The 18797-nt window shown below is 45.2% G+C and carries 23 protein-coding genes; 13 read left to right on the top strand and 10 right to left on the bottom strand.

The features are described 5' to 3' along the window. Positions 1 to 314: 314 nt before the first annotated feature. The 3 genes from L3V27_RS19115 to L3V27_RS19105 all read right to left on the bottom strand — a co-directional run bounded on the left by L3V27_RS19115 (position 315) and on the right by L3V27_RS19105 (position 3028). Positions 315 to 1448, bottom strand: coding sequence for a flagellin (locus tag L3V27_RS19115; protein WP_237312530.1), 1134 nt, complete (start codon positions 1446 to 1448; stop codon positions 315 to 317). 146 nt (positions 1449 to 1594) lie between these two features. Then, positions 1595 to 2497: a Dyp-type peroxidase gene (locus tag L3V27_RS19110; RefSeq protein ID WP_134647221.1), complete on the bottom strand. Its 903-nt coding sequence runs from the start codon at positions 2495 to 2497 to the stop codon at positions 1595 to 1597. A 45-nt stretch (positions 2498 to 2542) separates the two neighbouring features. After that, positions 2543 to 3028, bottom strand: a complete 486-nt coding sequence (locus L3V27_RS19105; RefSeq protein WP_237312529.1) for a DUF2919 domain-containing protein — start codon at positions 3026 to 3028, stop codon at positions 2543 to 2545. Between the two features lie 143 nt (positions 3029 to 3171). Between L3V27_RS19105 and L3V27_RS19100 the strand changes: the two genes are divergently transcribed. Together L3V27_RS19100 and L3V27_RS19095 are read left to right on the top strand one after the other, a co-directional pair. Then, a complete protein-coding gene (locus L3V27_RS19100) occupies positions 3172 to 3525 on the top strand; it encodes a DUF2956 domain-containing protein (RefSeq protein ID WP_164666258.1) in 354 nt (117 codons plus the stop codon). A gap of 3 nt (positions 3526 to 3528) precedes the next feature. Then, positions 3529 to 3861: a DUF4156 domain-containing protein gene (locus L3V27_RS19095; RefSeq protein ID WP_047008852.1), complete on the top strand. Its 333-nt coding sequence runs from the start codon at positions 3529 to 3531 to the stop codon at positions 3859 to 3861. Positions 3862 to 3895: 34 nt separating this feature from the next. Here L3V27_RS19095 and L3V27_RS19090 read toward each other — a convergent pair whose 3' ends face one another. Beyond that, the gene (locus tag L3V27_RS19090; protein WP_005380433.1) at positions 3896 to 4183 is read right to left on the bottom strand and encodes a helix-turn-helix domain-containing protein; all 288 of its coding nucleotides are present in this window, start codon (positions 4181 to 4183) and stop codon (positions 3896 to 3898) included. 291 nt (positions 4184 to 4474) lie between these two features. Between L3V27_RS19090 and L3V27_RS19085 the strand changes: the two genes are divergently transcribed. From L3V27_RS19085 to L3V27_RS19070, 4 genes are read left to right on the top strand one after another with little or no spacing between them, the layout of a single operon-like run. After that, positions 4475 to 4825 carry an ArsC family reductase gene (locus tag L3V27_RS19085; RefSeq protein WP_047008853.1) on the top strand — a complete coding sequence of 117 codons (351 nt, stop codon included), beginning with the start codon at positions 4475 to 4477 and terminating at the stop codon, positions 4823 to 4825. 18 nt (positions 4826 to 4843) lie between these two features. Next, positions 4844 to 5980, top strand: a complete 1137-nt coding sequence (gene dapE, locus L3V27_RS19080) for a succinyl-diaminopimelate desuccinylase (RefSeq protein WP_047008854.1) — start codon at positions 4844 to 4846, stop codon at positions 5978 to 5980. Positions 5981 to 5994: 14 nt separating this feature from the next. Continuing rightward, on the top strand, positions 5995 to 6693 hold the full coding sequence (locus L3V27_RS19075; protein WP_237312527.1) for a M15 family metallopeptidase: 699 nt from the start codon (positions 5995 to 5997) through the stop codon (positions 6691 to 6693). Next, the gene (locus L3V27_RS19070) at positions 6690 to 6893 is read left to right on the top strand and encodes a DUF2897 family protein (protein ID WP_012841517.1); all 204 of its coding nucleotides are present in this window, start codon (positions 6690 to 6692) and stop codon (positions 6891 to 6893) included. The genes L3V27_RS19075 and L3V27_RS19070 overlap by 4 nt, the downstream gene beginning before the upstream one ends. A 106-nt stretch (positions 6894 to 6999) precedes the next feature. Here L3V27_RS19070 and bamC read toward each other — a convergent pair whose 3' ends face one another. Both bamC and dapA read right to left on the bottom strand, forming a co-directional pair. Then, positions 7000 to 8019 (bottom strand): outer membrane protein assembly factor BamC, encoded by a 1020-nt coding sequence (gene bamC, locus L3V27_RS19065; protein ID WP_006741687.1) that lies wholly within the window; start codon positions 8017 to 8019, stop codon positions 7000 to 7002. A gap of 80 nt (positions 8020 to 8099) precedes the next feature. Continuing rightward, on the bottom strand, positions 8100 to 8978 hold the full coding sequence (gene dapA, locus L3V27_RS19060; RefSeq protein ID WP_054867202.1) for a 4-hydroxy-tetrahydrodipicolinate synthase: 879 nt from the start codon (positions 8976 to 8978) through the stop codon (positions 8100 to 8102). 476 nt (positions 8979 to 9454) lie between these two features. Between dapA and L3V27_RS19055 the strand changes: the two genes are divergently transcribed. Both L3V27_RS19055 and bcp read left to right on the top strand, forming a co-directional pair. Continuing rightward, entirely contained in the window at positions 9455 to 9997 is a 543-nt protein-coding gene (locus L3V27_RS19055; RefSeq protein ID WP_237312526.1) for a glycine cleavage system protein R, read from the top strand. A gap of 16 nt (positions 9998 to 10013) precedes the next feature. Continuing rightward, positions 10014 to 10484: a thioredoxin-dependent thiol peroxidase gene (gene bcp, locus L3V27_RS19050; protein ID WP_005380418.1), complete on the top strand. Its 471-nt coding sequence runs from the start codon at positions 10014 to 10016 to the stop codon at positions 10482 to 10484. A gap of 77 nt (positions 10485 to 10561) precedes the next feature. Here bcp and L3V27_RS19045 read toward each other — a convergent pair whose 3' ends face one another. After that, the gene (locus L3V27_RS19045) at positions 10562 to 11635 is read right to left on the bottom strand and encodes an AI-2E family transporter (RefSeq protein WP_237312523.1); all 1074 of its coding nucleotides are present in this window, start codon (positions 11633 to 11635) and stop codon (positions 10562 to 10564) included. A 1-nt stretch (position 11636) separates the two neighbouring features. Continuing rightward, positions 11637 to 11873, bottom strand: a complete 237-nt coding sequence (locus L3V27_RS19040; protein WP_046875522.1) for a sulfurtransferase TusA family protein — start codon at positions 11871 to 11873, stop codon at positions 11637 to 11639. 257 nt (positions 11874 to 12130) lie between these two features. Between L3V27_RS19040 and L3V27_RS19035 the strand changes: the two genes are divergently transcribed. Genes L3V27_RS19035 through L3V27_RS19020 form a run of 4 tightly spaced genes read left to right on the top strand, consistent with a single transcriptional unit; the run spans position 12131 to position 14982 of the window. Further along, complete coding sequence (locus L3V27_RS19035; protein WP_012841513.1) at positions 12131 to 13582, top strand: M48 family metallopeptidase; 1452 nt, start codon at positions 12131 to 12133, stop codon at positions 13580 to 13582. Between the two features lie 16 nt (positions 13583 to 13598). After that, positions 13599 to 13949 carry an arsenate reductase (glutaredoxin) gene (gene arsC / locus L3V27_RS19030; protein ID WP_005380410.1) on the top strand — a complete coding sequence of 117 codons (351 nt, stop codon included), beginning with the start codon at positions 13599 to 13601 and terminating at the stop codon, positions 13947 to 13949. After that, positions 13950 to 14519, top strand: coding sequence for an NAD(P)H:quinone oxidoreductase (gene wrbA, locus L3V27_RS19025; protein ID WP_012841512.1), 570 nt, complete (start codon positions 13950 to 13952; stop codon positions 14517 to 14519). A gap of 22 nt (positions 14520 to 14541) precedes the next feature. Further along, positions 14542 to 14982: a DUF2069 domain-containing protein gene (locus L3V27_RS19020; RefSeq protein WP_012841511.1), complete on the top strand. Its 441-nt coding sequence runs from the start codon at positions 14542 to 14544 to the stop codon at positions 14980 to 14982. A gap of 140 nt (positions 14983 to 15122) precedes the next feature. Here L3V27_RS19020 and L3V27_RS19015 read toward each other — a convergent pair whose 3' ends face one another. Then, complete coding sequence (locus L3V27_RS19015; protein ID WP_237312522.1) at positions 15123 to 16331, bottom strand: DUF2066 domain-containing protein; 1209 nt, start codon at positions 16329 to 16331, stop codon at positions 15123 to 15125. A 365-nt stretch (positions 16332 to 16696) separates the two neighbouring features. On the opposite strand from L3V27_RS19015, the gene L3V27_RS19010 reads away from it, so the two are divergent. Continuing rightward, positions 16697 to 17950 carry a uracil-xanthine permease family protein gene (locus L3V27_RS19010; RefSeq protein ID WP_053809782.1) on the top strand — a complete coding sequence of 418 codons (1254 nt, stop codon included), beginning with the start codon at positions 16697 to 16699 and terminating at the stop codon, positions 17948 to 17950. A gap of 121 nt (positions 17951 to 18071) precedes the next feature. Here the strand turns inward: L3V27_RS19010 and upp are convergent, their stop codons facing one another. Further along, positions 18072 to 18698: a uracil phosphoribosyltransferase gene (upp, locus tag L3V27_RS19005; RefSeq protein ID WP_041852906.1), complete on the bottom strand. Its 627-nt coding sequence runs from the start codon at positions 18696 to 18698 to the stop codon at positions 18072 to 18074. Positions 18699 to 18797: the final 99 nt, after the last annotated feature.

Genomic DNA, 18797 nt, shown 5'->3' with positions numbered 1-18797 from the left:
GTAACGCTGAGCGGTCATCGCTGATACGTTAGTGTTTACATTCACTGCCATGGTGATTTCTCCAATTGATTTTCCGGTATAGCGGTTTCCGACGTCTCGGAAAACCAAGTAGTTCTCTCAAAGTTACTTTTATTAACGGCGCTCAAACTGATTTCTTTAGGGAATTTTTTGGATTTTTTTGGAAAAAGTTCATTTGGAGAAGGAATCGTGATGAAGCAGATAAAAAAGCAAAAAAACGTCAAACTTTCGCTAAAGCTTCTTTTCGAGCTGTCGATACAGGCAGGTTTTGCGTTAAATTCGAGCGAGGTCGATCATTAGCCAAGTAAGGTTAATGCTAGGTTTGGCGCTTGTTTTGCTTGTGCAAGAATAGAAGTACTGACCTGCTGCAAGATCTGCTGCTTCACCATTTGCGTGGTTTCTTTCGCGTAGTCAGTGTCTTGGATACGACTGTTGGAAGCGGCTAAGTTTTCGTGGATGTTATCCAGATTATTGATCGCGTGATTAAAGCGGTTTTGATACGCGCCTAACTCAGCACGATGGCTATCAACGTACTTCATCGCAGTATCTAGGACGGCCACGGCTTGTTGCGCACCACCGACAGACGTAATGTCGATGTTATCAACCGCATCGTAACCTTTTAGCTGTAACCCCAGTTCACTCGCTAAGTCACCTGAAAACGATAAAGTGCCTGAAGCTTCTTCTCCAGCCATAAATAGCTGTAACTGACCTTCTTCATTCACCGATGCCGTGACTTTGTCAGTTTGACCATTGATATAAGTCGCAAGCTCTTCGATATCATCGCCAGCTTTGGCATTAATTTGAATGGTTTCCGTCTCACCAAAACGATTCGTAAATGACATACTAAGATCATTCGCACCGTCTTTTACTTTCCAATCAGAGCTTGCACGTCCATTTGCAATGTAACTAAAGCCGCCCATATCAATGCCATCACTGCGCATCGACTTTAATTCAACTTGCACAGCTTCACCTGACGCTGCACCGATTTGAAATGCCGACTTACCAAAGCTGCCATTGAGCAGTTTACGCCCACCAAAGGAGGTCGTTTCGGCAATGCGGTTTAGCTCATCGTTAAGTGCCGTCACTTCTTCTTGCAGTGCAGTGCGTTCCGCTTTGCTGTTTGAACCATTGGCTGACTGTAGCGACAAATCACGCATACGTTGCATGATATTGGTCACCTCATTCATCGCGCCTTCCGCAGTTTGCATGATGGAAATGCCGTCGTTCGCGTTACGTACCGCGACATCCAAACCACGCATTTGCGATTGCAGACGGTTGGAGATTTGCAGACCCGCAGCGTCATCCTTTGCGCTGTTAATACGCTTCCCTGAAGACAAACGCTCCATGGATTGGTTCAGCATGTCAGTTGCACTGGTCAAATGACGCTGTGCGACAAGTGCTGCAACATTGGTATTAACGGTGATCGCCACGAATAAAGGGTCCTAAAATTAAGGCTTTGAGTATTTATCGACCAAATAATCGAAAGGTTTAGTCTTTTTTGAAAAAGTCTGTGGAATAGAAAAGAAGAAAATAAAAGCCCTCCAATTGGAGGGCTTAAGAAATAAAGTCTGAGAACTTACTTGATGGCTAGCTCTGCTAGCATTTCTTGTGATGGAGCGAAGAAGTACGCACCAGTTACCGCTTTTGTGAAACGAAGCATTTGGTCTGTTTTACCATCTGTCACGCCGTACATACTTTCTAGCATCACTTTAATGTTATGAAGTGTATTGCAGTAAGAAATAAACAGCAGGCCATGAGGCCCTGTTACCGTCCCGTATGGCAAGCTATGACGAACAATCTTGAGACCTTTTCCTTCTTCTTTAATATCAACGCGACCGACGTGTGATGCAGCAGGAACGTCTTCTAGCTCGATAGAGTCTGGTTTGGTACGACCAATCACTTTTTCTTGCGCTTTGACATTCAAGCGATTCCAAGCGGCAAGGTTATGTTCAAAGCGTTGAGCCATGACATAACTGCCTCCAGCAAATAGGCCCTCTTTTACTAGAGCCACATCAGCGCGGGCCTCCCCTTTCGGGTTTTCTGTCCCATCAATAAAGTCTGTCATATCACGAGCATCAAGGTAACGGTACCCATACGTTTCGTCCACAATGGTGACATCTTGTGCCGTCTCTTCTAGAAACTTACGCAGAACATAAAAGTGCAAGTCGTGACGAGTAGAGTGACAGTGAATCAGCACATCAACATCCGTTGCAGGCGCTACGATGTCTCCTTCGCCAAGTTGAGTAAAATCAATAAGCTCTTCTGGCACGTCTACATTGAGGTGTTGCCAAAACGATTTTGTGAATGCGATAGAAAGGGTCAGCGCCGCGCCTGGCTGGGTAATATTTAACTCTTCCACTAACTTTGGTAGTGCTTTCAGCTTATCCAATACGTTTTCACGGTTTTGGTTCACTTTAAGTTGAGTGTACAGTGCAAATGGCCCTGCTTCTGGCACGATCGCCGTTTGAGCTTGTGACATTGAGGTTTCCTCTATACTTTGCCCCGGTGTGGGAAGTTATTGTTTTTAATTCTTCGAAGGCTGCTCTTCATTGCGCTCCAATTGTGGCACATGAAAACAGTCTTTTACCCATCTTCCATTTAGAAGATAGATCATAAACCAAGCTAATAAGGTAATGGTAAGGGCGTTTGCCCAGTTGAATACACCATGTTCCAGATACACATGATACATGGTCTGAGCCAGTTGGATACCGCACAAGATCAAAGTGATCTCTCGACCATAGCGAGTAATTCTGTTTACCCATCCTCTATCGGGTTGACGGAGCCCCATCAACCACATGAGAAGCAGGCTTGGAATGCCCATAGCCAAACCCAAATACAGCGTACTTGAGTCTGGATAAACAATAGCGAGTAGCTTACTGCCACTATCACGACTTACGCCTGCCATCGCAAACACAACCCATGAACGCACAAGAAACATCCATCCAAACCATAAAATAATCGGCGCTTTTAAAAATCCATGGGCGTCATATTGGTCAAACGAGTAGCGCACAACATCTTCTTCTTAATGTGATAAAACGCCACTTTAACCTATCATTTCAGAGTTGCAAGCCAGCAAAGATGAGAACTAAAGTTCATTTCATCATCTTACACAGGTAAACTAAACAAAGATTTACAATGACGTTGATGAGAAACATGAAAAAAAGAACTCCAGCTACCCCAGCGCCTTCTCAAGAAACTCAAGCCGAAGCGATGAGAATTGCCAAATCCACACAGAAACCGGGGCAAACCAAAGAGCAAACCAAGTTGATCGCTCAAGGTATCGAAAAAGGCATCGCACAATATAAGAAACAACAAAAAGAGCGCAATCGTCAAGCCGATAAAGCGAAGAAAAAACAGCAACGTGAAAAGCAACGTCAGCATGAAGAGACTATCGAACAAGACAACATCACCGACGATGCGCCAAACCATGTATCAAGCAAACTGCCTTGGATACTGCTCGCTCTGAGCTGGATTGGCTTTGCTGCTTACACAATATTGGGGAAATAGCTGATGATACGCCTGTTACTTGGACTTTTTGTCGTACTTCTCTCTGGATGTACGATGCCTTCTCACCTTACTCAGGCTCAAAGCCAAGATGTTCATATTCGCATTGACGCTCAGTTCAATCCTGATCGATGCGAATACAAAGGCGAAGTCACCGGAAGCGAGGGTCATTGGTATAACTACATTTTCATGACCAATGACGCGATGATGCAAGGCGCGATGAATGATTTAAAAAACAATGCCGCGGCTATCGATGCGGACACCGTTTTTATGGTCTCCCCGCAAGATTTTATCACCTCATTTAGCGTGCTGGGCTCCGCTTACCGCTGCAATGGATGACGCCTGAATATGAAAAAAGCCAGCAATTGCTGGCTTATGCACGAAATCCAAGACTGCTAGCGATATCTCTCTCCCGCTCTAGAACCCATTGGCTATCAAAAGGCCCCCAATCTGAAAGTTGATAATAGCCGTCATTATGACGTCGGCCATCTTGAACGAATATGAGTTCAATGCCGATCCCAGGTAACGCCTTGAGTACATCTTGAATTGTACGACGAGGCCACCCCGTTTTTTCGATCAACTTTGGCACATTCGGCCTTTCTAGGTTTTCCACCAACAAGGCCAAATATAGCCGCCTTGCAAAAACAGGACTCAATTCCATTGACACCTCCTAAAATTGTGCTGATTCATTATTTCGTTTTTGCTCAGCGAGATGTTGCGTTTGATCAATAACTCGACTTTTCCATTTGATTTAGACGATTTTTTATTCGATTTATAGTGCATTCATCGTAAATAAGTTACGTAACATCAGTTATCTCAATCTATCTGAAAATATTTTCCACCGCATTTTGTCAGTTTGATTGCTTCTTGATAGGATGCTATAGCAGCCAAATCACTTAAGTGCGTCTTAACCGCGCCAGTGAAAAATAGAACAAAGAAAAAAGGAAACACTATGTCGATTACCATGTTTGGTATTCCCAACTGCGATACGATCAAAAAAGCCAAAAAATGGTTAGAAGCTGAGGATATTGCTTACGACTTCCATGACTACCGTAAGCAAGGCGTTGATGTAGCTATGGTAAGCGAATTTTGTCGCGCTTTAGGTTGGGAACAGGTGCTCAACAAACGTGGCACGACCTACCGCCAACTGACACAAGAACAGAAAGACACGCTTAACGAAGAAAACGCGATCGCTCTTTTGGTAGAAAATCCGGCGATGATCAAGCGCCCAATTTTAAAAGTGAATGATCAACTTCATATCGGTTTTAAAGCTGATCAATACGCTACCATTTTCAACTCTTAAATAAAGGAATACTCAAGGATGACAGACAGTCCAGTATTGGCACTTGCTAAAGATCTGATCAGTAGACAATCTGTAACGCCGGAAGACGCAGGTTGTCAGGATTTGATGATCGAGCGCTTAAAAGCACTCGGGTTTGAAATTGAAGTAATGGTGTTTGAAGATACCACGAACTTCTGGGCTCGACGTGGTTCAGAAGCGCCACTATTTGCATTCGCTGGCCACACCGATGTGGTACCTGCTGGCAAACTGGAGCACTGGGATACACATCCGTTTGAACCAACTATTATTGATGGTTACCTACACGGTCGCGGTGCAGCGGACATGAAAGGGTCGCTAGCTGCTATGGTCGTTGCTGTCGAACGCTTCATTGCAGAAAACCCAGACCACAAAGGCTCAATCGGCTTTCTAATTACGTCGGATGAAGAAGGACCATTTATCAATGGTACCGTTCGTGTTGTAGAAACGTTGATGGCACGTGGCGAAAATATCGACATGTGTATCGTCGGTGAACCATCCAGCACCGAAGTGGTTGGCGATGTGGTGAAAAATGGACGTCGCGGTTCTATCACGGGCGATTTAACGGTAAAAGGAACACAAGGCCACGTGGCCTATCCTCACCTAGCCAATAACCCTGTGCACGAGTCTCTACTCGCGATTCATGAACTCGCAACAACAGAGTGGGACAAAGGAAATGATTATTTCCCACCAACCAGCTTCCAGATCCCGAACGTATCGGCTGGCACTGGTGCGTCTAACGTCATTCCTGGCGAGTTCCATGTTCAGTTCAACCTACGTTTTAGTACTGAGCTTAACAATGACGCAATTGTTCAGCGTGTTACCGAAACATTGGACAAGCATGAGCTGGACTACGATCTAAAATGGACATTCAACGGCGACCCATTCCTGACCGATACAGGCGCGCTGCTAGATGCGGTTGTTGCTGCTGTTGCCGACGTGAATGATACGAAGCCAGCCCTACTTACAACTGGCGGTACGTCTGATGGTCGCTTTATCGCTCGAATGGGTGGTCAAGTCGTAGAGTTAGGCCCTGTTAATGCTACGATTCATAAAGTGAACGAATGCGTGAAAGTGGACGATCTAGAAAAGTTGACTGACATGTACGAGAACACGTTGAAACACCTGTTAGCGAAGTAATCAGCGAGAACACCATGACACCAGAGCAACTCACCGGCACCACAGATTCTCATCTGCAATCCACTTTAGTGGGTCAAAAAGCGTTTCTACTCCACCCTGAAGTGGCTGACGATCTGCTAAAGATGATTGAAGCGGCAACAGAAGCAGGTTTTAAAATGGAAATCGCCAGTGGTTTTCGTGACTTCAACCGCCAAAAAGCGATCTGGAACGGGAAGTTTTCTGGTGAGTTGCCAATTCTCGACATCAACTCCCGCCCTTTAAATAAAGCAGAGTTAAATGACGAAGAAAAATTGATGGCCATTTTACGCTGGTCGGCACTGCCTGGAGGAAGTCGTCATCATTGGGGTTGTGATTTTGATGTCTATGCGCGCAATTTATTGCCTACTGACACCAAACTCAAGCTGGAGCCTTGGGAGTACCTTGAAGGCCACCAGCAAGCGTTCTACCAATGGTTAAAAGCCAACCTTGGTCGATTCGGCTTCTTCTTCCCTTATCAGCAAGATTTAGGTGGCGTTTCGATTGAGCCTTGGCACATTAGCCACCGCACTGTCGGGCAACAGTGCCTCGCGCAATTGACGCCTGATGTGCTCAGAAACCAGCTGATTCAGCAAAATCAGACCGACAACATTGCAGGGATTGACGTCATACTGAATAATTTGGATAACGTCGTTGCCAAATTTATTCACAATATCACGCCGCCGGAGGCTCTATGATAGAAATACTCACCAATCCTTGGGTCATTATCATTGTAGTGTTGAGCGTGGTCATTGGTAACATTGCCGCACTCAAATACACCGCAAAAATGAAGTTTGGTCAGATGGATAAAAGCCGTAAGAACGATTTAGATAAGCTGAACACGTTGGATAAACAGCGCTCCGCTGACGAGGAGAGCAACAAAGACGAGCCTCGTTAGTTAAACACCTACTTTATCCCGACACGCCGAATATAAGCATCAAAAAAGGGACCACTGGGTCCCTTTTCAATTATTGTGTAAACGTATCGCGTTAAGTTCGCTTTGGTTACTGCTTCACCGTCGCAGCCAATACAGGCGCTAGTGATTTCAAAAACTCTTCTTCTACTGGCTTACCAGAGGAATCCGTAATATTGATAGACGTACGGTTGCCTAAATCGCCAAGTAAGAATGTGTACTTACCAGCGTCTAACTCCACTGGTTTAACGCCGATATCGTTCCAGAATTCATCATCCGGAGACGCATATTTCGCAGTGATTGTGCCCTGAGACTGGCTACGCTCTTCAATCTTAAAGCCCATCTTAGGTAGAATATTAGGCAGACGTTGCCAAAGCATGTTGTATTGCGCGCGCGCGACAATCACAGGAAGCCCACTACGGTCTTTACCCATTGTAATTGGGATCTGTTTAACCAACTCTTGCGCTTTACGTTGTGCTTCTTCACGTACTTCTTGATCGTAGCGAGCGGTTACCAAGTTCGTCATGAACACATTGTAGCGCTCACGGTTGGTCGCCGTTACTTCTTTCACTTGATTGCCTTCACGCCAGTCAATAAGACTCACTTTAAAGCCGTGTCGACCATTTGCTTCAGCACGTACGATCTCATATCGGCTACCAATTTCCAGCTCTTCGTCTGGCGAATCCCACGTCACCCAACCCGTCTCGATGCGAGAATCTGTTTGGCTTTCAACTGGAATCTCGTTGGCCGCGACCATGTTTTGTACCGTTTGCCAAACTTTATCTAGTTCATCTTTACGAAGTAGCCAAAGTGTCACTTCACCATCACTACTGCGGTCCAGACGTGCACCAGGAATAAGCTCTAGGACTTGTTGAGGTGGACGAATGTCGACATCTTTACCTACACCACCAGCGTAGTTACCCTGAGGGATCTCATAGTTCGGGTAAAACTGTGGCTGTGCGCCTTGCGGGACATTCCACTCACCCAAATTGGGGGAGTTCAAATACTCGAAGTCATCTTTTGCTTGACGACGTTGATTGGCACCACCTGAACAGGCAGTCAATACGAATACAGCTAATGAACTTAACACTAACTGGCTTGAAAGCTTCATCTATACTCCTAAAACACCGAGGGCGCTTTGGCCCCCAGTATGAACTTCAATCCTAGTAACTCAACCTTAATAGCTCAATCTTAATAAATATGGGCATCGGTTAACGCCTGTTCGACGATCGGCTGCGATTTTTCAGAAAGTGTGGTTAAAGGAAGACGCAAACCACCTTCTTCAATCAAACCAAGCTTTTGCGCTGCCCATTTTACTGGGATAGGGCTTGCTTCAATGAAAAGGTTTTTGTGTAGAGTCATCAAGCGTTGGTTAATCGCTTCTGCTTCTTCATACTTACCTTCACTTGCCAAATGGAACATGTCTGCCATGTCTTTAGCTGCAATATTGTTCGTTACCGAAATAACACCATTGCCGCCAAGTTTCACAAAATCGAGACCCGTCGCATCATCGCCACTTAGTAAGATAAAATCTTCGCCACAAAGTTCACGGTGAATTGCAATTCGGTCCAAATCGCCCGTTGCATCTTTTAAAGCCACGATATTATCAAGCTTTGACAAGCGTGCCACTGTTTCTGGCTGCATATCAACAGCAGTACGGCCTGGTACGTTGTATAAAATTAGAGGCACATCACTCGCTTCAGCAATTGCCTTGTAGTGCAAGAACAAACCTTCTTGAGTTGGTTTGTTGTAATACGGTGTCACACTCAGGAAGCCAGCAATACCAGAATCAGCCAGTAATTTGCTAAATGTTACTGCCTCGTGGGTTGCATTTGCACCCGTGCCAGCAATCACAGGGATGCGACCGTCGGCAAACTCAACAGTTTTATTAACGACCTTTACATGCTCTTCAATGGTCAGTGTCGCTGACTCACCTGTTGTGCCTACTGCCACAATACCGTCTGTACCCGCTTCAACGTGGTACTCTACTAGCTTTTGCAGACTGTCAAAGTCTACTTCGCCATCTGCTTTGAATGGCGTAATCAGCGCTACGATACTTCCTGAAAACATGTTTATCTCCCTCATTTAACTCTTTCTGCATGGTACTGTAATGCGATTGAAAAACACAAGAGCGTAAACTCGCTTACAAAGTACAAATGAATGAATAATTATCAGTTGTTAGAGGTCTAGCAACTTAATTGCTCTATTTGGTTTGATTAGCGGCAATATTGATAATCGTGTTGGGCTTCGAGTGACTTTAGAATCTATCAGTGATTTGGAAAATACTGAAGTGCACAAGCCAGGAAAATATACTCTTGGGTTGCGCTCACCAAGTCAGACCTGAGTGAATAAAAAGACCAAACAATACGCAAGCACATCATGCAAACGTTTTATTCCCCCAAATCCCTCGTTTACTGCTTGCCTCCAATCGTTCACCTCAAGAGCCAACCTGCTTTTTTGTAAACTAAAAAAAGAACTGACTCGATATTTCTCCGCAATATCTGTGCTAACATCTCTCTATTGAAGAAAGGACAAGAAGCTCATTTATGAAGCAACATCTGGTACTTACAGCAGTTGGAACGGACCGTCCAGGCATTTGTAACCAAGTCGTACACCTCGTTACTCAAGCCGGTTGTAACATAGTCGATAGCCGTATCGCTATCTTTGGCAGCGAATTTACGCTAATCATGCTCCTAACTGGGAACGCCAGTAGCGTGACTCGAGTAGAAACGCAATTGCCCCTACTTGGCCAAGAGCATGACCTGATTACGATTATGAAGCGTACGGCAGCGCACGAATTGCTCGACAACAGCTACACAATGGAAGTGTTTATTGAGTCTGAAGACCGCCCAGGTCTGACTGAAAAATTTACTAAGTTCTTCGCGGATCAACAGATTGGTTTGGACTCTCTTAGCGCCCAAACTATCAGTAAGTCGAAAGTTCAACTCGATGCCGACCAATTCCACATTGCGATTACCGCATCAGTAAGTGCGGATTGTAACTTAATGCAATTACAAGAAGATTTCGATGAACTTTGTCAGTCGCTCAACGTACAAGGTTCTCTGAATTTCATTAAAAACACACTATAAAGTAAAGGAAATCACCATGAATACGCTGACAGCAGGCTCGCCAGCGCCAGCCTTCTCTTTGCTCGACCAAGACGGAAATACCGTTTCTCTTGAAGACTTTAAAGGCAAGAAAGTACTTTTCTACTTTTACCCTAAGGCGATGACGCCGGGTTGTACTACCCAAGCAAAAGGTCTTCGTGACATCAAAGCTGAACTCGATGCACACAACGTGGTGGTACTTGGCGTAAGCATCGACCCTGTAAAACGCCTAGGCAAATTCATCGAGCGTGATGATTTAAACTTCACCCTGCTTTCTGACGAAGATCATGCCGTTGCAGACCAATTTGGCGTTTGGGGCGAAAAGAAATTCATGGGTAAAGTATATGATGGTCTTCACCGCATTAGCTTCCTGATCAATGAAGAAGGCGTGATCGAACACGTGTTCAACAAGTTCAAAACCAAAGATCACCACGAAGTCGTATTAAATTACCTCAACGAAAACGCATAAGCGCGATCCGTTCTTCAAATAACAAAAAGCCCAGCAAACTGCTGGGCTTTCTTTTGAGCATTGTACTTTGGTAACGCCTACTCTTGTTCGACTGGTTCGTTTTCTTCCGCACTTGGTAAGGCATGCCATACGGCTTTAACTAGTGTCGCCAACGGAATGGCGAAGAATACGCCCCAAAAACCCCACAAGCCACCGAAGACTAACACTGCCACAATGATGGCAACTGGGTGTAAATTTACTGCCTCGGAAAACAGAACAGGAACCAACACATTACCATCCAGCGCTTGGATAATACCGTAAGCAAGCAGCAACCAATAAAACGGAGGTGCGAGACCCCATTGGAACAGACCAACGATGGCGACAGGCACGGTTACAGCAGCCGCGCCGATATAAGGAATTAACACAGATAGACCGACAGCTACGGCAAGCAGCGCCGAATAGCGAAGATCTAAAATGGCAAAAGTCACGTAACTCACGCCACCCACGATTAAAATCTCGAGCACTTTACCGCGAATGTAATTGGAGATCTGCTCGTTCATTTCATGCCAAACTTTATTCGCGAGTTTACGGTTTTTCGGCAAAACACCACTCGCGATTCTTAGCATCTCTTCTTTGTCTTTCAGTAAGAAGAAGATAAGTAGTGGCACTAAAATCAGGTATACCGCTAGCGTCGCAATACTGACTAATGACGCAAGTGAGCCTTTTACTACACTCTCACCAAGTCCCAACGCTTGGTTTTTGGCATTTGTCACCACGGTTTCTACAATTTCTAAGTTTGCTAACTCAGGATGACGTTCTGGTAGCGTGACAATAAACTTTTGTAACCCGTTGTACATGTTTGGAATATCGTTAATTAGATTACCGACCTGAGTCCAAATCGTCGGAACCAAACCAAACAAAGCGATCAACATCAATCCAACGAACATTAAGATCACGATGATGACCGACAAAGTGCGCGGCACGCCCATGCGACACATTTTTACGACTGGCCATTCAAGTAAATAAGCCAAAACGATCGCGACAAGCAATGGCGCAATCAAATGCCCAAAGAAGTAAATGGTGATAAAACCAAACAGCAAGATCGCGACGAGACTTACTGCATGAGGGTCTGAGAAACGTCGTTTATACCAACGACTAACCATTTCAAACATCTTATGCGGATTCCTTATTGAATACAGTCAATGTGTAGTGCTCTGATGTAGATTGGCAATCAACTGAGTACCCTTGGGCACTGAGATAGTTCACAATGTCTCGTTTAGAGCTGTTATCCACCACTTGAATAACAAGTTGATGATACTGCTGCGTTTCTCCTTGAAAGACTTCAGCAGCGTGACGCTTTGCAAGTAACAGTGCCATAGGGCAACGTTGTTCACGCAAATCAAGTAACATGGATTCCATTGTATTGCTCTGCACTTATGATAGGGTTGTATTGTAACGGCTTTTTGAGCTGGTGCTAGCACTTCTGACATGATTTAACCACATGCTGAAATGACTCGGATATAAAATAATTTACGAAACCAATTCATTTATTTCCGGTCTTATTGCTAGCTTATATCCTCGCGGATAACCAAAACGCATGTGGCGCTGTTGAGAGGTTCTCAGCCTCTAACCACATGCTTATGTATTTTGGAGAACCTTTTAAACGTATGTTAAAACGCACTCGCTCGCTAGTTTGCTTATGTCTTGCAGCTGCAATCAGTTCGCCGACAACTTATGCCAATAGCATTGACTTGCCAGACATTGGTACGGCTGCTGGTGGTACGCTCTCAATAGACCAAGAGTTGATTTACGGCGACGCCTATATGCGTATGCTCAGAGCCAGTAAACCTATCGTTAATGATCCTGTTATCAATGAATATATTGACGCTCTCGGGCACAGACTAGTAGCCAATGCGAACGATGTGAAAACGCCGTTTCACTTCTTTATGATTCGCGACCGCAATATTAACGCGTTCGCGTTTTTTGGTGGTTACGTAGCGTTGCACTCTGGGTTGTTTCTTCATGCGCGTTCAGAAAGTGAGTTGGCCTCTGTTGTTGCTCACGAGATTGCGCACGTCACACAACGCCACCTTGCGCGCAGCATGGAAGAGCAAGCACGTCGCTCTCCGGCCACATTGGCTGCACTCGCTGGCGCATTACTGCTTTCGATAGCCTCACCAGAAGCGGGGATGGCTGCAATTACGGCGGCAACCGCAGGTAACATGCAAAGCCAAATCAACTACACTCGCGCAAATGAGAAAGAAGCGGACCGCTTTGGTATTTCGACATTGGCAAAAGCTGGTTTTGATGTTCAAGCAATGCCACGTTTTTTTGGCCGTCTTGCAGATGAATATCGTTATGCGAGTAAACCGCCGCCAATGCTACTGACTCACCCACTACCTGAAGATCGAATTACCGATAGCCGTGCGCGAGCAAGGACCTATCCACCAATGCGAGTTGTGCCTTCAATAGACTATCACCTAGCGCGTGCGCGCATTGTTGCGCGGTACGCCGGCATTGACGGACAAGCTGCTTTAGGCTGGTTTGAGCGAACTCAAAAGAAAGCCTCTGCGGACATCACACCTGCTTTTGACTATGGGCGAGCACTCGTACATTTAGACAGCAAACGCTTGTCTCAAGCGGAACCTATTTTGAAAAAGTTGCTGGAGCAGGACCCAAGTAACCCGTTCTACCTGGATGCTATGACGGATTTATATATCGAGAAGAAGCAGCCAGAAAAAGCAACCGAGATGCTCCGTAAAGCGTTATCTCGGAACCCTCAAAATAAAGTATTGACCATTAACTATGCCAATGCGCTACTTGAGGACAATAAAAACGATCAAGCCACGCGAGTTCTTCAGCGATACACTCATGATTATCCTGAAGATACAAATGGCTGGCACCTAATATCGAAGAGCTACCACGCGCTAGGACGTAGTGATGAAGAGTTGGCTGCGCGAGCGGAAATTTTGGCGTTGCGAGCAAACTGGAATAAAGCGATTCAATATTATAGTGAAGCAAGTAAAATGGCCAAGTTGGGCAGCTTAGAGCAAGCTCGATACGATGCCCGTATTGACCAACTCATGATCCAAAGAGATCGATTCATGGCATTACAATAACGAAATGGAGAAAACCATGTCAGTCGTGATTTATCACAACCCTCGTTGCTCAAAGAGCCGTCAAACACTTGAACTGCTTGAGCAAAATGGTGTTACACCGGAAGTCGTCAAATACCTAGACACACCACTTAACGTAGATGAGCTAAAAGCGCTGTACGCACAACTTGGCTTTTCATCTGTACGTGAAATGATGCGCACCAAAGAAAGCGAATACAAAGAACTTGGCCTAGGCGAAGACTCTGTTAGCGATGAGCAATTGTTCGAAGCAATGGCGAAAAATCCAAAATTATTTGAGCGTCCGGTGGTAGTTGCCAACGGCAAAGCGAAAATTGGTCGACCACCAGAGCAAGTGTTGGATATTCTATAAATGGATTGCCAGATCCTTATTTTGTATTTCAGCCGTCACGGCTCGACAAAACAACTGGCAAGACAGATAGCAAGAGGAGTCGAATCGACTCCTCAATGCCAAGCAATTTTGCGTACAGTTGAAGAATTGTCACCTCACTCACACTCCCCTTCTGATCCAATTGTTACTCTAGAGGAACTGAAAACGTGCGACGGTCTAGCGTTTGGCAGTCCCGTCTGGTTTGGCAACATGGCTGCGCCTTTAAAGCACTTCTGGGATCAGACTACATCTTTATGGGTCAGTGGTGACTTAATCGATAAGCCAGCTTGTGTCTTTACCTCTTCCTCTTCGATGCATGGTGGTCAAGAAACAACGTTACAAAGCATGATGACCCCTTTGTTGCATCACGGGATGATGGTTTTGGGCATTCCTTATGCCGAACCAGAGTTACACACTACGCAGTCCGGAGGCACTCCGTATGGCGCCAGCAGTGTAGGCCATGAGGCAACCCTCAGCAGTGAAGAGATTCGTCTGGCACAACAATTAGGCAAAAGGCTGGCAACTGCAGCGTTAAAACTAAAAGTCTGTTAGTAAAATCAAGGATAGTTAATCGATGTCTGACTCTTTAGACCAAACACCACTCGGTACACAGGCTAAAACCTATCGTTACCTAGCTTTATTTGGCAACTTAGCCTTATTAGCCTGGGTCGCAATTTGGCAGCTTGCGTTGTCCCCTCACCCTCACCTCAGCAGCACAACACTTGCTATTGCTTGGTGTATTCCGCTATTACTTCCGTTGCCTGGTATTTTGGCTGGTAAGCCTTACACTCATGCTTGGGCTAACTTTGTTCTTATGCTGTATTTCTTGCATGCGCTGACCATCCTTTATGTGGATGGTGGAGAACGTTGGCTTGCGGCAGTAGAGTTGCTCCTGACTTCACTCGGTTTCGCTGGCAATATTTTGTTTGCTAGAGCGAGAGGCAAAGAGCTAGGTCTTAAGTTGAAGCGCCTCTCTCAAGTAGAAAAAGAAGAAAAAGCGAAATTCAATAAATAACGCCAATCGCAGTCAATCACTGATCATTGGTTCGAATACTAATTTAGAAAACAAAAAGAGTCGCTATTGCGACTCTTTTTTACGCTTACCACATTGGTGTTTGATCCTTGCGCTTGACGCCTGGAACGCTATCAACGCAATTACGATGCCGAGCGCCACTCGTAGATCAAGTCATACTGTTCTCGGGCAGGCTCCACAATCATCGGCTGAGTTGGGTGCGTTTCGTCCTTTGCTTCCGCCGCGATATCCGCAGGCACTTCAGACTGCACTTTTTCTACCATAGCTGTATCTTTAGCTTCATTCATCGGAGCAATTGGCTCTGCTTCTTGAGTTAAAGCTGGGGCATCAACTTCACCCAAAGGATCTTCAAAAACCATTAATTGAGAAATAGAAGAAGCTTCTTTCTCAAAAGCTTGTTGAGATGCCAAAAGATGGATGTTGAGCGTCAGCTCATCACCTTGGACACGCTTAATTTCCGTACCCGCAACCGAATTAAGTTGTTTTAACGCATTCTCTAAACGGAAGAAGTCCGTGGCAGACGTTACATTAAGGACTTTCACCGCCAACGCTTTTGAAGATTTTCCAGATACTACCACTGCGCTCTTACTCGCGTAGTAGTCAGCGATGCCATCAACCATCTCAGCAATGGCATTGGCGCCTGATGCGGAACCGTTACGCGGAGAGCGCTGTGCTTCAACAATTCTCATTGGTGATTGATCGTATAACGTCCAGCGAATTTGTTCACCTTGAGCGCGCACAACTAAAACGGCATCCGCTGGGTAGCGCTGGCTCGCTTGGCCAATTGGCTCAATAAAGCCGCCCCAAAGATCAGAAACATTAACACCAGTTACATCATCAAAATCACCAACTGGGATCGTAATCGGCAAGCCTCTCGATTTCGCAGCACTGCGAAGTGCTACAACGTTTGAAGATTCAGAATGTTCCCACGCGATGTTACGATCGTAACCCTGTTCTTCAACCATCCAAACTAAAATATTGGCACGATTTGGCGACCAAGATGGCAATTGTGCTTGTGTTAAAAGAGAGCTGATTTGGTCGCTGTTAAACAACATTTTTAAGCTCGCTTTTCCATCAACCTGCCCATAGCTCAGTTGGGAAATGTAACGCGCACTTGAACCAAGTGCCTTTTTAATCACTGGATTGCTTAAAGAGGATTGAGAACCGGTCGCTCGAACAATCACATCCTGCATACCTTGTTGACGAGCCAGAGACTCACCGTCGTTCTGCTCACTGTCGATAACCACTTCGGCACGATAGATATCCACCTGAGTTAATGCATATACTGGTAGGGACAACCAACCTATCAGTAAGAGAGCTAAATAGCGCATAGTTTTTATAATCCTCTGAACAAGAACCCGAATAATAAGCAACTATCAAATCTTGAGCAAGGCAAGTACTGAGTAAATTGTCTGTATTATGACCAGCTTTGTTAACTCGGGTCTCAATGAGCACTCTAGTGTTGTTTTTCATAATAAACTCATTGCTTATCCAGCTATCTCAACAAGTTAGACAGTTCGTTTTTCATCGTCACGCAAGACTCGTAAAAGAGGCCAATTTGCAAGCAACTAACTCTCAAAAACGCTATTTATGGGAAAGATTCAATCGAAAGTTTGATCCATGCAACGTTGTAAACGATTGCAGGATGATAGTATTCGCCGGATTTGTCTGCGTATCTTGAAAATAGGGAATTATTATGAAAAACGCGTTACAAGGCGCTCAAATGCTCTTTGTCGCTTTTGGTGCTTTGGTGCTTGTGCCGCTGCTAACTGGCCTTGATCCAAATGTCGCCCTCTTTGGTGCCGGTGTCGGTACTCTCCTCTTCCAATTAATGACTAAACGTTCTGTTCCCATCTTCCTTGCCTCTTCTTTTGCGTTTATTGCTCCTATTATGTTCGGTATCCAAACTTGGGGTATCGGCGCAACGATGGGCGGCTTAATGGCAGCGGGCCTGGTTTATGTGGCTCTAGGGGCGATGATCAAAGTGCGTGGTGTTGGATTTATCCATAAAATTCTCCCGCCTGTTGTCGTTGGCCCTGTGATCATGGTGATTGGTCTTGGCCTTGCTCCAACAGCAGTGAACATGGCGGTAGGTAAAACCGGTGATGGTGCTGCACAGCTTGTTAATGGTGATGCTGCGATCATCATCTCGGCGGTCTCACTGCTCACAACCATTGTACTAAGCGTGTTTGCAAAAGGCTTTTTGAAGCTCGTTCCAATTGTCGGTGGTATTCTTGCAGGTTACTCTGTTTCTCTATTCTACGGGGTGGTTGATTTCACTCCAGTAGCACAAGCGGCTTGGCTAGCTATGCCAAATTTCACCGCGCCAGAGTTCAACATAAACGCAATCTTGTTCATGATTCCTGTCGCTATCGCACCAGCAGTAGAGCACGTAGGTGACATGCTTGCTATCTCAAACGTTACAGGTAAAAACTACCTGAAAAAACCTGGCCTTCATCGCACAATCGCAGGTGACGGGGTGGCAACTATCGCAGCCTCGATGGTGGGTGCTCCACCAAACACCACTTACAGTGAAGTAACAGGAGCGGTAATGCTAACCAAAGCATTTAACCCTGTGATCATGACTTGGGCTGCGATCACTGCAATCGTACTTGCATTGGTAGGTAAGCTAGGCGCGGTTCTTCAAACGATTCCAGTACCTGTCATGGGCGGTATCATGATTCTGCTGTTCGGCTCTATCGCCACGGTAGGCCTCAACACACTGATCAAGAATAACGTTGATTTACATAAGTCTCGTAACCTAGTGATCGTTGCCGTAACACTTGTATTTGGTATTGGCGGTATGGCTTTCGGTATTGGTGAGTTCAGCCTACAAGGTGTGAGCCTATGCGGTATCGTGGCAATTATTCTTAACCTTGTGCTACCAAACGATTTAGGTGAAAACCACGTTGTAGATAACGCACAAATGGAAGAAGAGAACGCGAAATAGTGCGTCTGCGCTGCTTTACTGAGTGGCACATTTTATTCTTCTCGTATTATAGATATAAAAAAGGCTTGGTTTTCACCAAGCCTTTGTTTTTTCTGTTCAGTCGTAGTAATACATTAAAGAATTACTTAGTACCGAAGATCTTATCACCTGCATCACCTAGACCCGGTACGATGTAGCCTTTGTCATTTAGCTTCTCATCGATGGCCGCAGTGTATAGCTCCACATCTGGGTGTGCTTTTTCTAGCGCTTCAATACCTTCTGGAGCAGCAACAAGTACCAACACTTTGATTTGGTTACAACCTTTCTCTTTTAGAAGATCAATCGTAGCAATCATAGAACCACCCGTTGCAAGCATTGGGTCAACAACAAGCGCAATACGCTCATCGATGTTAGAAGCAAGCTTGTTGAAGTAAGGAACTGGCTCAAGTGTTTCTTCATCACGGTAAATACCAACAACACTGATACGTGCGCTTGGCATGTGCTCAAGAACACCGTCCATCATGCCTAGACCTGCACGTAGGATTGGTACTACGGTTACTTTTTTACCTTTAATTTGGTCTACTTCTACCGGACCGTTCCAACCATCAATGGTCACTTTTTCTGTTTCAAAGTCTGACGTTGCTTCGTAAGTAAGTAGGCTACCGACCTCAGTCGCTAACTCACGAAAACGTTTTGTGCTGATGTCACCTTCTCTCATTAGACCAATTTTATGTTTTACTAGAGGGTGCTTTACTTCAACAACTTTCATGTCCATCTCCGGCTATAGTTGGCAATATTTAAACAAACCTTCAGATTATACATGATTTTCACAGGGATATCAGGATAAATCACTAAAGAAAAAAACGGA

Origin of the sequence: Vibrio sp. J2-3(2022) (assembly GCF_021725735.1) — a bacterium.
Classification (GTDB): domain Bacteria; phylum Pseudomonadota; class Gammaproteobacteria; order Enterobacterales; family Vibrionaceae; genus Vibrio; species Vibrio diabolicus.
This window is presented reverse-complemented; position numbering and strand designations above follow the sequence as displayed.

What these genes read in the sequence shown, in the direction of transcription:
- L3V27_RS19070 (WP_012841517.1), top strand. Translation starts at nt 6,690, where the DNA reads ATGATAGAAATACTCACCAATCCTTGGGTCATTATCATTGTAGTGTTG.
- L3V27_RS19045 (WP_237312523.1), bottom strand. Translation starts at nt 11,635, where the DNA reads ATGTTTGAAATGGTTAGTCGTTGGTATAAACGACGTTTCTCAGACCCT.
- L3V27_RS19085 (WP_047008853.1), top strand. Translation starts at nt 4,475, where the DNA reads ATGTCGATTACCATGTTTGGTATTCCCAACTGCGATACGATCAAAAAA.
- wrbA (WP_012841512.1), top strand. Translation starts at nt 13,950, where the DNA reads ATGGATTGCCAGATCCTTATTTTGTATTTCAGCCGTCACGGCTCGACA.
- upp (WP_041852906.1), bottom strand. Translation starts at nt 18,698, where the DNA reads ATGAAAGTTGTTGAAGTAAAGCACCCTCTAGTAAAACATAAAATTGGT.
- bcp (WP_005380418.1), top strand. Translation starts at nt 10,014, where the DNA reads ATGAATACGCTGACAGCAGGCTCGCCAGCGCCAGCCTTCTCTTTGCTC.
- L3V27_RS19075 (WP_237312527.1), top strand. Translation starts at nt 5,995, where the DNA reads ATGACACCAGAGCAACTCACCGGCACCACAGATTCTCATCTGCAATCC.
- L3V27_RS19090 (WP_005380433.1), bottom strand. Translation starts at nt 4,183, where the DNA reads ATGGAATTGAGTCCTGTTTTTGCAAGGCGGCTATATTTGGCCTTGTTG.
- L3V27_RS19015 (WP_237312522.1), bottom strand. Translation starts at nt 16,331, where the DNA reads ATGCGCTATTTAGCTCTCTTACTGATAGGTTGGTTGTCCCTACCAGTA.
- L3V27_RS19040 (WP_046875522.1), bottom strand. Translation starts at nt 11,873, where the DNA reads ATGTTACTTGATTTGCGTGAACAACGTTGCCCTATGGCACTGTTACTT.
- bamC (WP_006741687.1), bottom strand. Translation starts at nt 8,019, where the DNA reads ATGAAGCTTTCAAGCCAGTTAGTGTTAAGTTCATTAGCTGTATTCGTA.
- L3V27_RS19010 (WP_053809782.1), top strand. Translation starts at nt 16,697, where the DNA reads ATGAAAAACGCGTTACAAGGCGCTCAAATGCTCTTTGTCGCTTTTGGT.
- L3V27_RS19100 (WP_164666258.1), top strand. Translation starts at nt 3,172, where the DNA reads ATGAAAAAAAGAACTCCAGCTACCCCAGCGCCTTCTCAAGAAACTCAA.
- arsC (WP_005380410.1), top strand. Translation starts at nt 13,599, where the DNA reads ATGTCAGTCGTGATTTATCACAACCCTCGTTGCTCAAAGAGCCGTCAA.
- L3V27_RS19055 (WP_237312526.1), top strand. Translation starts at nt 9,455, where the DNA reads ATGAAGCAACATCTGGTACTTACAGCAGTTGGAACGGACCGTCCAGGC.
- L3V27_RS19035 (WP_012841513.1), top strand. Translation starts at nt 12,131, where the DNA reads ATGTTAAAACGCACTCGCTCGCTAGTTTGCTTATGTCTTGCAGCTGCA.
- dapE (WP_047008854.1), top strand. Translation starts at nt 4,844, where the DNA reads ATGACAGACAGTCCAGTATTGGCACTTGCTAAAGATCTGATCAGTAGA.
- dapA (WP_054867202.1), bottom strand. Translation starts at nt 8,978, where the DNA reads ATGTTTTCAGGAAGTATCGTAGCGCTGATTACGCCATTCAAAGCAGAT.
- L3V27_RS19110 (WP_134647221.1), bottom strand. Translation starts at nt 2,497, where the DNA reads ATGTCACAAGCTCAAACGGCGATCGTGCCAGAAGCAGGGCCATTTGCA.
- L3V27_RS19095 (WP_047008852.1), top strand. Translation starts at nt 3,529, where the DNA reads ATGATACGCCTGTTACTTGGACTTTTTGTCGTACTTCTCTCTGGATGT.
- L3V27_RS19020 (WP_012841511.1), top strand. Translation starts at nt 14,542, where the DNA reads ATGTCTGACTCTTTAGACCAAACACCACTCGGTACACAGGCTAAAACC.